A 14789-nucleotide genomic window follows, 5' to 3' on the forward strand; every position below is an offset into this window, starting at 1 on the left:
ACAGTCTAGCGTGATAACGTGTGCCGCCCATGAGCAACTCCGAGCGTCACCCGGGAGCGGGCCGTCCACCCGAGGGCTCCGAGGACGTCCAGCAGACCCGGCCCACCGGTACGGGGAGACCCGGCTTCGCCGGCGCCGTCCGCCGCTTCCGCATCACCGTGCTGGAGGGGCCGCAGCCCGGTCTCGTCAAGGACTCCAACGCGGACACCTTCTCCATCGGCTCGCATGCGCTCAATGACCTCGTCCTCGACGAGCCCACCGTGTCGCGCTTCCACTGCGAGGTGAAGATCGACCGGGACGGCGCCCGCGTGCGCGACCTGGACAGCCGCAACGGCACGGTGCTGGACGGCGTCCACGTGCGCGAGGCCTGGCTGCGCGGCGGCAGCGTGCTCCGCCTGGGCCGGGTGAGCCTCCGCTTCGACTTCAGCGCGGAGAGCAACCGGCTCCTCATCTCCGAGCGAAGCACCTTCGGTGACCTGGTGGGCACCGCGGCGGTGACGCGTGGCAGCTTCGCGCTGATGGAGCGCGCCGCGGCCAGCGACGCCACCGTGCTGCTGGAGGGCGAGACGGGGACGGGCAAGAGCCGCGCCGCCCTGGCCATCCACCGCGCCAGCGCCCGCGCCGCGGGTCCGTTCCTCACGGTGGACTGCGGCGCCATCCCCGGCAACCTCCTGGAGAGCGAGCTGTTCGGCCACGAGAAGGGCGCCTTCACCGGCGCGCTCCAGCGCCGCGTGGGCGCCTTCGAGGAGGCCGACGGCGGCACCATCTTCCTGGACGAGATTGGAGAATTGCCCGCCGAGCTCCAGCCCAAGCTGCTGCGTGTGCTGGAGGACCGGGAGATCCGCCGCCTGGGCGCCAACACGTACCAGCCCGTCAACGTGCGCGTCATCGCCGCCACGCACCGGGATTTGCGCGCCGAGGTGAACGCGGGGCGCTTCCGGCCCGACCTCTTCTTCCGGCTCGCGGTGGTGCGCATCGTCATCCCCGCCCTGCGCGAGCGCCCCGAGGACATTCCCCTCATCGCCGAGCGCATCCTCGCGTTCCTCGGCGCCGCGCCCGAGCAGGTGGCGTCGCTGAGCACGCCCGAGTTCATCACCCAGCTCCAGCACGCGGCCTGGCCCGGCAACGTGCGTGAGCTGCGCAACCACCTGGAGCGCTGCCTCGTCTTCCAGGACGCGATGCCGCCCATCTCGGAGGAGGTGAGCCCCCAGGGCGTCCTGCATAGCGCGGTGGACCCGAAGCTGCCCTATGCCGAGGCCCGCCGCCGCGCCCTGGAGGCCTTCGAGCGCGAGTACCTGGACGCGCTCCTCAGGCTGCACGGCGGCAAGGTCTCCCAGGCCGCCACCGCGGCGGACATGGACCGCGTGTACCTGTACCGGCTGCTGCGCCGGCACGGGCTGCGGACCTGAGACGGGGGCAGCTCAGGGCAGGGTGCCGCCGAAGAGGGCACGCATCCCCTCCTCGAACTTCGAGGCCTGGGTCTCCGAGTGCGCGAGGGGACGGAGGGCCTGCTCCAGCCACGAGGGTGCGTCTCCCTTCCACTTCACTTCGAGCAGGGGCCTGGGCTCGCGCCGCAGCAGGCGCGCGGGAGCCACGGCCCCGCCCGGCTGGGGCGGATGCGCGTAGGTGAGCCCCTCGTCGAGGGTGATGCGGACCTCCTCGTGACGCGCCACGTACGTGGTGCGCTGGTACCAGGCCGTCACCCACGGTTTCACCGCGTCGAGCGTGGACTGCCGGAGCAGGGCGCTCGCCGGGCTCAGGTGGGGCAGCGGTGCGCAGGTCAGCAGTGCGTCCGCCTCGTCCCCCGACACCGGGCAGCGGCACTTGGTGCGCCGCCCCCCGGAGGTCACCTTGATTTCGAGGAACCTGGGTCCGGTCAGGACGGGAGGCTGGCCGGGGGCCGCCGCCCCCGCGTACTCACGCAGCCGCAGGCGCTGCGCGGAGCCCGTGCCCCGGGTGCCCAGCAGGTCCAGCGCCTCCGTGTCGAAGTACGTCGTACGTGTGTAGGCATACGGGTGCTCGACGGCGTAGACGAGGGGCTGGGTGAAGGACTGCACGGCTCGCAGGAAGCCCTCCACCATCACGTGCACGGGTTGGAAGCGCCGCTCGTTGTCTGATTCGAGGGAGGCGTGCCTCATCGCGGAAGTGTCCGTGCAGGCCGGCGGGCTCATGGGAAGGTGGCCCGGACCGCCGCCTCACGCTGCTCGGCGTGCTTGAGCAGGCCCGAGGCGCCGGTGAGGGCGTCCTCGAACTGCTGCGCGCTGGTGAAGGTGAAGCCCTCCCTCTCGGCGTTCTCACCCACCACCCAGGGCGCGATGAGGTCGTGCGCCTGCCGCATGCGCGCCTGCATCGTGGCCGCGGCGAGCGGGCCTTCAATCGTCTCCCGGGCGTACTGCTCGTACTTCGCCCGGTACACGGGGTCATCCATGAGGAAGCGGATGAGAGGCCAGTCCGCGGTGACCTCGGACAACGTCAGCGAGAGCGCCTGGGTGGACGTCATGGACAGGTTGTGGTCCCACGTAATCCAGTGCAGCCGGTCGCCGTCGCTCGGGTCGGCATAGAGGTAGTAGTTGTGAGACATCCTTCCGTAGCTGTCCCAGTTCACCATCACCGTGTTGACGGCGAGCCACTGGAGGAAGCCCTCCACGTCGAGCCGCGCCTCCAGACGCGTGCGCCAGGCCTCGGCATCGCTCCGGCTGGAGTTGAGCGCGGTGATGGCGGCCTCCACGCTCTCCCAGCCCTGCTCGGCGGCGTCGGACTCCGCCCCGAAGGACTCCTGGTCGAACGTCACCCACTTCGCGCCCGTGCCGTCCGCCTCGTAGAGCGCGCCGGTGTCGTTGCCGAAATGGGTCCTGAGCAGGGACTTCTGCGGGTCCTCGGCCAGCGTGTAGAGGCCGAAGTACTCGGGCCCGTCACCGTGGTCCACGTACACGGCCGCGAACGCCGTGTGGGGCGCCGGAATCCCGGCCGCGAGGAAGGTGTCCGAGGCCACCTTGTCCCGGATGAGTGAGGCATCCCCCTGGTTGTTGGAGAAGGAGAGCTTGCTGAAGCCGTAGAAGTGCTGGCCCTCGATTCCCGGGTGCTCGTCCTCGAACTTGTCGAAGTTGAGCCGGAAGGGCAGCTTGCCCACGCCCGAGCGCCACGTCTGCGACAGGGTGGAGTTGCCCTTGAGGCGGATGCCCACGTTCCACCACGTCTTGCCCTCGAAGTGGACCGTCGACTCCACGTACACCGGGGTGCGCGGGATGAGGTCCGCGTTACCGCCCCCCGGAATGCCTCCTCCACCCGGCATGCCTCCGCCGGGTCCGCCCTGGGGGACGCAGAGCAGCGTCGCCCCATCCGGGCCCTTGGCGCACGTGGACGTGAAGGTGGTGCCATTGAGGGTGGCACTGCACTCGGCGCCCGCGGTCTTGTCCTGGCAGGCCGCGGTGAGCTCCGGGGGCGGAGTCATCCCGCCGCCGGGGCCTCCTCCCGGGGGAGTACCGCCCGGCCCTCCGCCCGAGCCGAAGGCGCCCAGCATGTCCGTCATGTCGTCCTGCATCGCCTGCCAGTTCTCGGGCGAGATGACGATGTCGAACCGCTGGACCTTGTCGGATGGGAAGACGACGTCATACGCGGCCTGGGCGCTCTTGCCGTGCGTCTCGTCACTCCAGCCTTCCGGCCTGCTGGCTCCGCAGGCGGTGGTGAGGAACACGAGCGCGGCGAGCGCGCCCCATCTCGGGACTCCCTGCATAGGACTCTCCTTGTGACGGGGCGGGGCCTCGGCCTGGGCCAGCTCCCGTCGCGGCATCGAAGCGGCGAGGTGGCACTCTGGGCGGGCGTTGTGACGTGTTCGTTATTGATTCGTTGCGAACTGTTACAGGCTCCTCGTGGGGCTACGTGTTCCAGCGCGGGTCGCTCAGATAGCGCTCCCCACTGTCATTGAGAAAGCACACGACGCATGCGGCCGCTTCTTCGCGTGCCACGTCCATCGCCGCCGCGAGGACCGCGCCCGACGTCGCGCCCACGACGAGGCCTTCCCGCTGGGCCAGCGCCCGCGCCGTTTCAATGCCTCGTTGCGTGGAGACGCGAATCAGCCGGTCGAAGCCCTGTTCCCGGTAGATTCCCGGGCGCATCGTGGAGGGCAGGTGCCTCATTCCGGACAGAGCGTGGTCCTTCCGGTCAGGCTCCACCGCGACCACCTGGATGCGTGGATTGCGGACCCGCAGCCCCCAGCCCGTTCCCATGACCGTGCCGGACGTGCCAATGGCGGCCACGACGTGAGTGACGCGTCCCTGGGTCTGCTCCCAGACTTCCGGAGCCGTGGAGAGATAGTGGGCCCAGACGTTGGCCGGGTTGTTGTACTGGTCCGGTTTGAAGTAGCGCTCCGGAGCCTCCTCGTAGAGTTCCAGGGCCTTGTGGATGGCGCCGTCCGAGCCCAGTGCCGGGTCTGTGTGCACCTGCTCTGCGCCCAGGGCCCGCAGCAGGCGCTTGCGCTCGTCGCTCACGCCGGCGGACAGGCAGAGCTTGACGGGAAAGCCCAGGGCCGCGCCGAGCATGGCCAGGGACACTCCCGTATTGCCCGACGTGGACTCGAGGATGGTCATCCCGGGCCGCAGCTTCTGGGTGCGCAGCCCTTCGTAGAGCATCATCGTGGCGGGCCGGTCCTTGATGGAGCCACCCGGGTTGTACATCTCCAGCTTGGCGAGCAGCTCCGTGCCCGGCTCCAGGTCCGGAGCCAGACGGCTGATGCGGTGCAGGGGGGTGTTGCCCACCATGTCCATGAGCGTCCCCGTATTCCGGGGCCAGTGGACGCCTTGCGGAAGGCTCCAGTCCCACTCATCGGGAGAATGTCGCGGCGTGAGGAGGTTGTTCTTCATGGACACGTGGCTCTCAATGGGTGGGGCTCCGCCTCACAGCAGGTTGCGCTTGCGCACGATCTCCACCAACTCCGGCGTCGTCATGTACATGTAGACGCCCGCGTAGCTCTTGCCGTGGACGCGTGCGTAGTCGGGGAGGACGCCATAGGGCTTGAAGCCCATGTGCCTCCACACCTGCTCCGCGGGAGAGCCCTCGCGCACGTCGAGCGTCACGACGTCCACACCCAGCTCCCGGAACTTGGAGATGAAGGCGGGCAGGGTCCGCCACATCAACCCCTGGCCTCGCTCGGACGGATCCACCATGGCCCGGTAGACGGTGGCCATGTGGCGGTTGTTGGGCGCGCCGCTCTGGATGCACGTGGCCTGGAAGAGGAAGCGCTCGCCGGCCTCGGCGACCAGCAGGTGGGCCCGCCGCGCGCGCAACTCGGCGTCCAGATGCCGCACGATGTTCTGCCCCGTGGCCTCGTCGAACGGGCCGGCAAAGCCCACCGTGCTGTCGCGTTCCAGGACGCGGAGATAGAGCTCGAGGTAGCGCTTCGCGTGCTCCGGCTCCAACCGGTCCAGCCAGCGGAGTTGATACGGCGGCGCTCCGGGCGCCCCCTCCTCGGGCGCCTTCATGCGAGGCCACCGGCGCCGGCCGCGGGCCGCACGTCCAGAACCCCACCTCCACGCTCGTACTCGCGCTGGAGGCCATCGTAGTGCCGCCAGAACCGCTCGAGGGTCTCCCGCACCGTGTCGATGGCCTCCAGCTGCATCTGCTCCGTCGTGCACACGGCGCAGACGAGGTCGAATCCCTCTCGCACGTGATCCACGTCCTCCTCCGCATGCACAGTGAAGAACTGGATGTCGTCGTCGGACAGGCCGTAGAGCGCCGCCAGTGCCTTGTGTGGGGCGATGCCGCTTTCCTTTTGGATGGTCTGCCCCTCGCTGGCGATCATGACGGCCGCGGCGCCCATGTGGTACCGGCTGGGGTCCTCCACCAGCTTGCGGCGGAACTCGATCAACTCCCGCGTCTCGCGCACCGGTTCGATGCGCGCCATCTCCTCGTCGGAAATGCCGACGGCGCGCAGGAACTTCTGCATCAGCTCCAGATGGCCGTCCGTCTTCGACAGCGCCCCCGTCACCTCCTCATAGAGGTTCGTCGCCAGGTCGCGACGGAAGGAGGGCACGGGGCAGTTGTAGAAGAGCGCCGCGACGTAGCGCTCGAACATGCGGGTCAGCGGGTACGTGTGGATGGCGAAGAGCCGCAGCAGCCGCGGATCCTTCTTCGGCTGGAGGAGCTGCATCATGATGGGGTGGGCCAGCGTCGACTTCGACTTCAGGGCCTTGCCAAGCTCTTTTCGGAAAAGCGTCTCGCTGAGCATGCGGCTCTCCTGCGTCCTTCAGGTGTGGGGGAGGGCTTCCAAGGGGGCCTGGAGTCCCGGGCTGCCACCGTCCCATCCGTCATGGGTCCCGCCAGGCGCCAATGGCCCGGCGAGGGGACCGGTACACACGAGGGCTGGTGGAAAGCTGATTTTCCGTTACAGTGTTAAAAACGTAACTTGCCTGCAAGACGCGGTCAAGCAGGAGAGCTCCCACGGTAAGAGGACGCTGGCTCAGAAGCCGCTGAGGACGACCTTGCCGATGGTGCGGCCGGTCTCCAGCAGTGCGTGGGCCTTCTTGAGGTTCGCCGCGTTGATGGTGCCCAGGTTGACCTTGACCGGGGTGCGAAGGGCTCCGGCGTCCACCAGGTCCGCCGTCTCGTTCAGGAGCTGGTGCTGGGCAATCATGTCCGGCGTCTTGAACCGGTGCCGGGTGAACATGAGCTCCCAGTGGAAGGAGGCGCTCTTGGCCTTCAGGTCGAGGAGGTTCATCTTCGTGGGCTCGTCGATGACCCCGAGCGCGCCCTGGGGCGCGATGACCTCGACGATGCTCGCGTAGTGGTCGTCGGTGTTGGTGAGCCCGAGCACGTACTCCACGCCGTTCGGGGCAATGCGCTTCACTTCCTCCGCCCAGGGCTTGGAGTGGTCGACGACGTGGTGCGCGCCCATCTCACGGGCCCAGGCCTGGGACTCCGGCCGCGAGGCGGTGGCAATCACCGTCAGCCCCGTGAGCTTCCGGGCGAGCTGGATGGCCATGGAGCCCACGCCTCCGGCGCCACCGATGACGAGCACCGAGCCCGTGCCAGCGGGCGTGCTCCTGGGCACGCGCAGCCGGTCGAACAGGAGCTCCCAGGCGGTGATGGTGGTGAGCGGGAGCGCGGCGGCCTCGGCCATGCTCAGCGACTTCGGCTTGCGCCCGACGATGCGCTCGTCCACCAGGTGCAGCTCGGAGTTGGCGCCGGGCCGCTCCAGCGCGCCGGCGTAGTAGACCGCGTCGCCCGGCTTGAACAGCGTGGCCTCCGGGCCCACCGCGACCACCGTTCCCGCGGCGTCCCAGCCGAGGACCTTGTTCTCTCCCTTGGGGTCGGCACGGACGCGAATCTTGAAGTCCACCGGGTTGACGGAGATGGCTTCGACGCGGACCAGGAGGTCACGGCCCGTGGGCTTCGGGTCGGGCAGCTCGACGTCGATGAGGCTCTGCGGATGGTCGATGGGCAGCGACTGACGGTAGGCGACGGCCTTCATGGCTTTCCTCGTGGGGAATCGGTGGGGTGCACCGTGCGGAGGAGAGCATGCGGTCCTCTCGCGATATTCATCATTGATAGTTGACATCATCGAAATAAGCCCTGCATATGCGGCGCGTGGGCTACACCGATCTGGACATGGACCTGCTGCGGACCTTCGTGACCATCGTCGACGTGGGTGGGTTCACGGCCGCGGGGGCGAGGCTCGGCCGCACGCAGGCGGCGATGAGCATCCGCATCAAGCGGCTCGAGGACCTGCTGGAGCGGCAGGTGTTCGACCGGAGCAGCCGTTCGCCGCTGCTGACGCGCGACGGAGAGCTGTTGCTGAGCTACGCGCGGCAGATTCTCCGGTTGAACGACGAGACGGTGCAGCGCTTCGCCGAGCCGAGCAACGAGGGGGAGGTGCGGCTCGGCGTCGCGGAGTACTTCGTGCCGCAGCACCTGCCGGTGGTGCTCTCCCGCTTCACGCAGGCGTACCCCCGGGTCCACATCCAGGTGAAGGTCGGGCTGAACGACAACCTGCTCGAGCTGCTCCGGCGGGGGGAGCTCGACCTGGTGATCTGCCGGCCCAACGCTCCCCGCCATGGAGGGCGCATCGTCCGCCGGGAGCGGCTGCGCTGGGCGGCCGCGCAGGACTTCCGCGTCGACGCCACGTCCGTGGTCCCCCTCTGCTCGTTGCCGCCGCCCTGCATCTTCCGCTCACGGGGGCTCGCGGCGCTGGACTCCATCGGGCGCCCGTGGCGCGTCCTCTACACGAGCGAGAGCGTGATGGGTGTCATCGCGGCGGCGCAGGCGGGCCTGGGTGTCGCCATCCTGCCGGAGAGCGCCGTGACGGGAGGGCTGACCCACCTGTCCGTCGAGGACGGCTTCCCGGAGCTGGAGGAGATCGAGCTGGCGGTTTTCTTCGGGGAGCGCGCGGAGCGGAAGCGGCTGACGTCCACGCTCGTGCGCTTCATCGAGGAGAGCCTGCGTCCGTTCGAGGCGCCCCGCCTCGTGGGTTGAGCGGGGAGGGGCTTCAGCCCGGAAGACCGCCTCCGGCCCACGTCACCGTGCCCGGCGTGCCGCCGGTGGCCCAGCGCTCCAGCCGTAGCAGCTCACCCCCCGCGAGCCTGGGCCGGCCCCGGGCATCCGGTGTGACTTCGCTCGGGGCTGCATGCGCGTAGAGCCACACCTGGACGGCGGAGCTGGCCGCGTCACGGGCCTGGGTGAGGGCCTGCTCCGCGAGCGCTCGGGTGTCCGCCAGCGCATGGGCCCGGGCTTCGTGTCCCTCGGGCAGCGCGTGCCAGGCGAGGAGGGCGTTGCCTCCCTCCAGCGCGAATCTCCAGCCCGCGGCGTCCAGCGTGTCTCGGGCCGCGTCCAGGGCCGCGTCTCTCGCGTCCAGGTCCTCGTCCGAGGGCTCCTCGTGTGACTCCGGGAACCGCACGTCCACGTAGATGCCGGCGGCCCATGGAGTGGACGCGGCCGGGGCGAGCGCCTCGCGCAGGGCGTCGAGGAACGTGGGCACGTCAGGCCAGCGCTCCTCGGGGCGCTTCGCGAGGCAGCGCTGCACCACGGCCTCCAGCGCGGGGGGCGCGTGGACGCGCTCGCCCAGCCGCGGAGGTGGGGCATGCAGGTGTTGCTCCTCCACCTCCACCGCGCTCGCGCCCTCGAACGGGAGCCGCCCCGTGAGGAGCTGGTAGAGCAGCACGCCCAGGGCATACAGGTCCGTGCGCGCGTCCACGGCCTGCCCGCGGATCTGCTCCGGCGCCATCGCCACCGGAGTGCCCAGCACCGCGCCCGCGCTCGTCAGGCCGGAGAGTCCCTCGGGCACCTGGACCCGGGCGATGCCGAAGTCCACCAGCTTCACCGTGAAGCCCTCCGCGCGCGGGATGACCATCACGTTCTGCGCCTTGAGGTCGCGGTGCAGCACGCCCTGGAGGTGCGCGAGGTGCAGCGCCCCGCCCAGCTCCTCCATCACCGTGAGCGCCTCCGCGGTGGAGAAGGGGCCGCGATGCGCGAGCCACCGGTCGATGCTCTCTCCTGGCAGCCACTCCATGGCAAGCCAGGGACGGCCATCGCGAAGCTCGCCGTACTCCAGCACCTCCACGATGTTCGGGTGGCGCAGTGCCTGGAGTGTGTCCGCCTCCTGCTTGAAGCGGCGCAGCACCTCGCTCACGTGGTTGTACTCGGCGCGCAGCACCTTCAGTGCGGCGGGGGACCGCGTGGAGATGTGGCTGGCGCGATAGAGCCACGCGGTGACTCCGGCATGGACGCGGCCTTCCACCACCCAGGTCCCCACCAGCGCTCCGGGCTCCAGCTCATCGCCGTACAGGGACACCTCCGCCCCGGGAGCTGCATCGTCACGTGGGGGCGTTCCGGCCATGGACCCTCCGTCTCCGCGTCGTCACACGCCTGCTAGCACGGCCGGGGCCGCCTGGGACGTTCCGCGGGCCTCCGTCACCAACGCACGCACGCGCTCCGTCCAGAGGGGCGCCTCGTGCACGGTCTGTTCGACCTCCTCCGCCCGGGCCCGCACCGTTGCTTCGTCACCGGCCGCCCGGGCCGCGCGCGCCGCCCAGACGAGGACCTCCAGCCGCTCGTCCGGCGTGGCCTGCTGCCGTGCGGCCTCCACCAGTCCGGCCCACTCCGCCGCGCCGTAGGGCAGTGCGCCCCGTGCCTCGGCCACGACGCGGCGGACCACCGACAACATGAGCCCGTCCCCTGGAAGCAATCGTGCCTGGGTGGAGGGCTCCTCCATCCACGTGAGCTGGCGCGCCGCCTCCGCCATGTCACCCAGCTCGCAGCACAGGCGCGCCACCAGCAGTGCGTCTTGCGCCATGGAGCCCGGGAAGAAGCGCTGGCTGAGCACGCCGGCCCGCCGTGCCAGGGGCAGGGCCTCCGCCGCCCGTCCCTGGTAGCCGAGCAGCAACGCCAGGTTGAAGGCCGAGGTCCGCTCAATCTGCACGTTGCCCAGCTCGCGCCCCAGGGACACCGCGCGCTCCAGGTCCGCGCGGGCTCCCTCCACGTCCCGGTGCTGCACGCGCAGCACCATCCGGTTGTTGAGCGCCACGCCCAGGTGCAGCGTGTCGCCCGTGGCCTCGCAGAGCGCAATCGCCTCGTCGAAGCGCCGCGCCGACTCCTCCAGGCGGCCCGTCCACGCCAGCATCGCGCCGAGCATCGCCAGGGCGATGGCCTCCGTCTCCGCGTCACCGCCGGCCCGCGCCGCCTCCACGGCACGTTCGAGCGGCGGCACCGCGCCGGTGATGTCCTCCCTCCGCACGACGACGCGCGCCTGGGCCAGCGCATGGCGCGCCGCCAGCTCCGGAGGCACCGCGTCCTCCAGCCGGCGCAGGACCTGCTCCAGCAGGGCCGTGGAGCCCTCCGGGTCATCCTGCCAGTCCAGCGCGGTGGCCTCCTCCAGCAGCAGGTCCGCCTCGCGCACCACGTCACCGTGGGACTCCGCCAGCGCACGCGCGGCGCGCAGGTCCGCCAGCGCGTCGTCGATGCGCTGCAGCCGGTAGCGCACCCGGCCCCGGCCGGAGAGCAGGTCCAGGCGGACCGTGCCGTCTCCGCGCGGCAGCAGCTCCAGGGCCGAGGAGTAGTGACGCTCCGCCTCCAGCAGCCGGTGCGCACGGCGAGCGGACTCAGCCAGCATCCGGTGGAGCGCGAGCGCCTGCGCCACGTCTCCCGCGGCCTCCGCCAGCCGGGCCCTTCTCGCCGCGGCCGCTTGGGGCAGGGCCTTCAGCGCCACCGCGCAGATGCGCCGCCTGAGCGCCGTGGGGAGCTGGGCGCCGAAGGCCTCGCGCAGGGTGGCGTGCTCGAAGCGCCAGCGCCGGGGGCCGCGAGGCTCCACCAGGCCGGCTCGCGCCAGCCGCTCCAGGGCCACGCCGGGGTCCAGCGACAGGTCCAGCGCCGTCTCGGCGTCCAGGTTCGCGAGGGTGGTGGAGAGCTCCTCCAGCCGTACCTCGTCCCCGAGCAGCGCCGCCACCTGGAGCACGGAGCGCAGCCCCGAGGGCAGGGCCGCCAGGCTCCGCTCCGCCAGCAGCTCGTCCGGACGCGGGCTGTCCAGGGCCAGCGAATGCAGCGCATCCGCCGCCAGGCAGGCGCCTCCGCCCGCCTGCGCGCGAATGGCTCCGGCCGTCCGCAGCACGCGCACCGTCTCCATCATGCGCAGGGGGGAGCCCTCGCACCGGTCCACCAGCTCGCGCAGCACGCCCTCGGCGATGAGGTCCACGGGGCGCAGCAACTGGCGCAGCAGCTCGCGGGCGGCACCTTCATCGAGCGGGGGCAGGTCCCGCTGCGCGGAGTCCCTGGCGCGCTCGCCCAGGTAGGGCCGCAGCCCCAGCAGCCGGTGCCGCCCGGCGAGCAGCACGTACAGCGGAGCGTGCACACCCGCCAGCGTGGCCAGCTCCAGCGCGTCCAGCGCGGTGGGGTCCAGCGTGTGGGCGTCGTCCACGAGCAGCACGAGCGGACGCTCCGCCGCGAGCCGCCACAGCCGCGAGGCCAGCGCGCGGGCGATGTGCTGCCTGCGCGCGGCGGGGTGTGCCGTGGCCGCGTCCCCCGCGTCGGCGAGGAGGCATCGCACCGCCTCGTCAGGAGGTGTCGACGGCGGCAGCCCGAGGAGGATGGTGATGAGGTTGCGCAGGCCGCTCTCGCTCGCGCTGCCCTCGTCCGGAAGGGCCTCCACGAAGAGGGCGGACACACCCGGAGTGCTCCGCAGCTCGCGGTGCCATGCGGCCAGCAGGCGCGTCTTGCCGAGTCCCTCCTCGCCCAGCAGGGTCCGCAGGGCCGGCGCTCCGCTGTCCCGCACACGTGCGAGCCCTTCGCGCAGCCAGGACAGCTCCGCCTCGCGGCCCAGGAGGTCATCGATGGAGGGCAGCACCACCTCCGGCGCCGGAGTGCGTCCGGTGGGAGCATCACCCAGGCAGGCGCGGGCCTCGGACGTGAGGGCAGGGGAGTCAGCCAACGTGGGAGCAGGCCACCACTTCTCAGGACGCTCCAGCGCGGCGCCCCCCACCGTCATCCGGCCGCCGCGCTCGCGGACGCGAAGGGACGCGCAGTGGATGGCGCGCAGTGAGCCGGATGGCAGCACCGGTCCCAGCATCTCCGAGGCCTCGAGAGCGGCGCGAAGCCCTGCCTCCACATCCGGAGCATGAGGAAAGGCGAAGATGGCGAGCCCCGCCTCCACCCGAGCCAGCGCCGCTCCGGACGCGGCGACCTGCTCGAGCATGGCGGGCACATCCATCGGCGTCTTCACGCCGAGCAGCGCCACCTGACGCGGCCCCTTCGCCTCGCCCGAAGGTTCCGGGGGCGCGGCTCCTGCCCTCACGGGAGCGGAGCGCGTGTCCACCGCTCCCAGCGTCTCCGCGCCAGCGTCCGGCATCCGAGTCAGCGCATCCACCAGCGCCGCCGCGCTCGGGAAACGCGCCTCCGGGTCCTTCGCCAGGAGCCGCTGCACGAGCGCCTCCACCTGCACGGGCACCGGCCACGGCGCCAGCTCCTTCAGCGAAGGCGGCCGGCGCGAGACGTGGCCTTGCAGCACCGCGGCCGTGTCACCCACGAAGGGCGGCCGGCCACACAGCAGCTCGAAGAAGACGACGCCCAGGCTGTACAGGTCCGCCCGCCCATCCAGGGTCCGCGCATCCCGGCACTGCTCGGGCGCCATGTACTCATGGGTGCCCAGGCGCTGGCCGGTCCGGGTGAGGGTGGGGGCGGGCGCCTCCACATCATCCGCCGCACCCAGCCGCGCCAGGCCGAAGTCCAGGAGCACGAGCCGCGCGCCAGCGAGCATCACGTTCTCCGGCTTCAAGTCCCGGTGGACGACGGCCGCCGCGTGCACATGGCCCACGGCCTCCGCCAGCGAGCGCATGAGGGGCGCGGCCTCCGTCCACGGCAGCGCGCCCGCACCGGACAGCTCGGCCAGCCTGCGCGCGAGCGTGAGCCCGTCGATGCGCTCCATCACCACCACGGGCTCGCCCGTCAGGGCCGTGGCCTCGCCCAGCAGCTCCGGCGCGGCGGGCGGACCGATGCGGCGCAGCGCCTCCAGCTCCCGCCCCAGGCGCTCGCTGGCCAGGGGCTCCAGCACCTTCAGGGCCACCTCGCGCCCGTCCACCTCACGCCTCGCGGAGAAGACGCGCCCGAAGCCGCCACGCCCCAGGGCGCCCGCCACGGCGAAGCCCGGCACCTCCGGAGCCCGGGCCGGGGCTACCGGAGGACGTGGCTCGGCCGTGGGATGGAGGGGACAGCGCTCCGCCACACGACGGTGACAGGTGGGACAACGCATCGAAGGAGGGAACGGAGTCGGGACAAATCCGTCGTCCGTTCAGAACCCGAAAATCATCGCCGTTCCGCCGGGCGGACGGAAGGAGGCCCCACGTCACCAGGGCGAGGCGTCGCCTGGGGGAGGAGGGGGGCGCTACCGGGAGCTATCAGTCCGTCATCTCCGGAAGCTCGGGCAGCGTGTCCGGGTCGAGTTTCAGGATCACGCACAGCCGCGTCAGCGTGGAGATGGTGGGCACCATGACCCCCCGCTCCACCCGGGCGAGGACCTCCACGGGAATCTCCAGCCGCTCGGCGACCTCCTCCATGCCGAGCCCCGCCTGCTGGCGGGCGGCCTTCAGTGCCGCGCCGAGCACCTCGGCCTTTTCCCTCCGACTCGTCGTCATGGCCCCGAGCATGACTCCATCCGGCCCGTCCGTCATCCAATTCACCACATGGCCAGCGCCCGACGCACGGCCTCGAACAGTGGCATGGGACGCCCGGACCCGGTTTGTGAGCCCCACCCGCCCCCGGGAAGGGGACGGCCGGGGGACCAGGGGTGGCCACCCCGCCAGGTCATGTGCACGGTGGCCAGCGGGGTGCAGTGGCATTGGCGCGGGGCGGGGGCTGTGTTACGTCGCCCCTCCCCAGCCCCCTGCCCAGGAGACAGGAGAAGCGAATGGCCCGCCGTCACATCCGCGTCGTCGGCGCAATGCTCCAGAACGAGCGGGGGTGCTACCTCATCACCCAGCGCCCCCCCACCGCGTCCCTGCCCCTGCTGTGGGAGTTCCCGGGCGGCCGCGTGGAGGAGGGTGAGGACGACGCGGCCGCGCTCGCCCGGGAGATTCGCGAGGAGATGGGCGTGGCCGTGCATGTGCTCGAGCAGGCCATGCACACCCATCACGAGTACCCGACCTACGACATCGACTTCCGCGTCTTCCACTGCCGGCTGGCGGAGCCCGAGTCCCACATCCGCCACCTGCGCGTGCATGACCACCGCTGGGTGACGCTGGAGGAGATGGCCAACTACCGCTTCCCGGACGCGGACGCGAAGACGCTGGCGAAGCTGCTCGACCTGGACTCCTGAC

12 protein-coding genes are annotated in these 14789 nt (G+C 71.2%); 3 read left to right on the plus strand and 9 right to left on the minus strand.

The features are described 5' to 3' along the window. Positions 1 to 29 precede the first annotated feature (29 nt). Positions 30 to 1409 (plus strand): sigma 54-interacting transcriptional regulator, encoded by a 1380-nt coding sequence (locus tag K8638_RS27240; RefSeq protein WP_223757561.1) that lies wholly within the window; start codon positions 30 to 32, stop codon positions 1407 to 1409. Positions 1410 to 1421: 12 nt separating this feature from the next. Here the strand turns inward: K8638_RS27240 and K8638_RS27245 are convergent, their stop codons facing one another. The 6 genes from K8638_RS27245 to K8638_RS27270 form a co-directional block, all read right to left on the minus strand. Further along, the gene (locus tag K8638_RS27245; protein WP_223757562.1) at positions 1422 to 2138 is read right to left on the minus strand and encodes a VTC domain-containing protein; all 717 of its coding nucleotides are present in this window, start codon (positions 2136 to 2138) and stop codon (positions 1422 to 1424) included. A gap of 29 nt (positions 2139 to 2167) precedes the next feature. After that, positions 2168 to 3733 carry a CotH kinase family protein gene (locus K8638_RS27250; RefSeq protein ID WP_223757563.1) on the minus strand — a complete coding sequence of 522 codons (1566 nt, stop codon included), beginning with the start codon at positions 3731 to 3733 and terminating at the stop codon, positions 2168 to 2170. A gap of 142 nt (positions 3734 to 3875) precedes the next feature. Then, positions 3876 to 4859, minus strand: coding sequence for a PLP-dependent cysteine synthase family protein (locus tag K8638_RS27255; protein WP_223757564.1), 984 nt, complete (start codon positions 4857 to 4859; stop codon positions 3876 to 3878). A 33-nt stretch (positions 4860 to 4892) separates the two neighbouring features. Next, positions 4893 to 5477: a GNAT family N-acetyltransferase gene (locus tag K8638_RS27260; RefSeq protein WP_223757565.1), complete on the minus strand. Its 585-nt coding sequence runs from the start codon at positions 5475 to 5477 to the stop codon at positions 4893 to 4895. Beyond that, the gene (locus K8638_RS27265; RefSeq protein ID WP_223757566.1) at positions 5474 to 6223 is read right to left on the minus strand and encodes a TenA family transcriptional regulator; all 750 of its coding nucleotides are present in this window, start codon (positions 6221 to 6223) and stop codon (positions 5474 to 5476) included. The genes K8638_RS27260 and K8638_RS27265 overlap by 4 nt, the downstream gene beginning before the upstream one ends. 231 nt (positions 6224 to 6454) lie before the next feature. Further along, on the minus strand, positions 6455 to 7465 hold the full coding sequence (locus K8638_RS27270) for a zinc-binding alcohol dehydrogenase family protein (protein ID WP_223757567.1): 1011 nt from the start codon (positions 7463 to 7465) through the stop codon (positions 6455 to 6457). A gap of 107 nt (positions 7466 to 7572) precedes the next feature. On the opposite strand from K8638_RS27270, the gene K8638_RS27275 reads away from it, so the two are divergent. Then, positions 7573 to 8466 (plus strand): LysR substrate-binding domain-containing protein, encoded by an 894-nt coding sequence (locus K8638_RS27275; RefSeq protein ID WP_223757568.1) that lies wholly within the window; start codon positions 7573 to 7575, stop codon positions 8464 to 8466. A gap of 13 nt (positions 8467 to 8479) precedes the next feature. Here K8638_RS27275 and K8638_RS27280 read toward each other — a convergent pair whose 3' ends face one another. From K8638_RS27280 to K8638_RS27290, 3 genes are all read right to left on the minus strand, one after another. Then, complete coding sequence (locus K8638_RS27280) at positions 8480 to 9826, minus strand: serine/threonine-protein kinase (RefSeq protein WP_223757569.1); 1347 nt, start codon at positions 9824 to 9826, stop codon at positions 8480 to 8482. A gap of 21 nt (positions 9827 to 9847) precedes the next feature. Further along, positions 9848 to 13726 carry a serine/threonine-protein kinase gene (locus K8638_RS27285; RefSeq protein ID WP_225937637.1) on the minus strand — a complete coding sequence of 1293 codons (3879 nt, stop codon included), beginning with the start codon at positions 13724 to 13726 and terminating at the stop codon, positions 9848 to 9850. A 145-nt stretch (positions 13727 to 13871) separates the two neighbouring features. Further along, positions 13872 to 14108 carry a helix-turn-helix domain-containing protein gene (locus K8638_RS27290; protein ID WP_169343734.1) on the minus strand — a complete coding sequence of 79 codons (237 nt, stop codon included), beginning with the start codon at positions 14106 to 14108 and terminating at the stop codon, positions 13872 to 13874. A 272-nt stretch (positions 14109 to 14380) separates the two neighbouring features. On the opposite strand from K8638_RS27290, the gene K8638_RS27295 reads away from it, so the two are divergent. Next, entirely contained in the window at positions 14381 to 14788 is a 408-nt protein-coding gene (locus K8638_RS27295; protein ID WP_223757571.1) for a (deoxy)nucleoside triphosphate pyrophosphohydrolase, read from the plus strand. The last annotated feature ends 1 nt before the right edge of the window (position 14789 follow it).

The sequence above is a fragment of the Myxococcus sp. RHSTA-1-4 genome (assembly GCF_020037125.1).
In the GTDB taxonomy this organism is placed as follows: Bacteria; Myxococcota; Myxococcia; order Myxococcales; family Myxococcaceae; genus Myxococcus.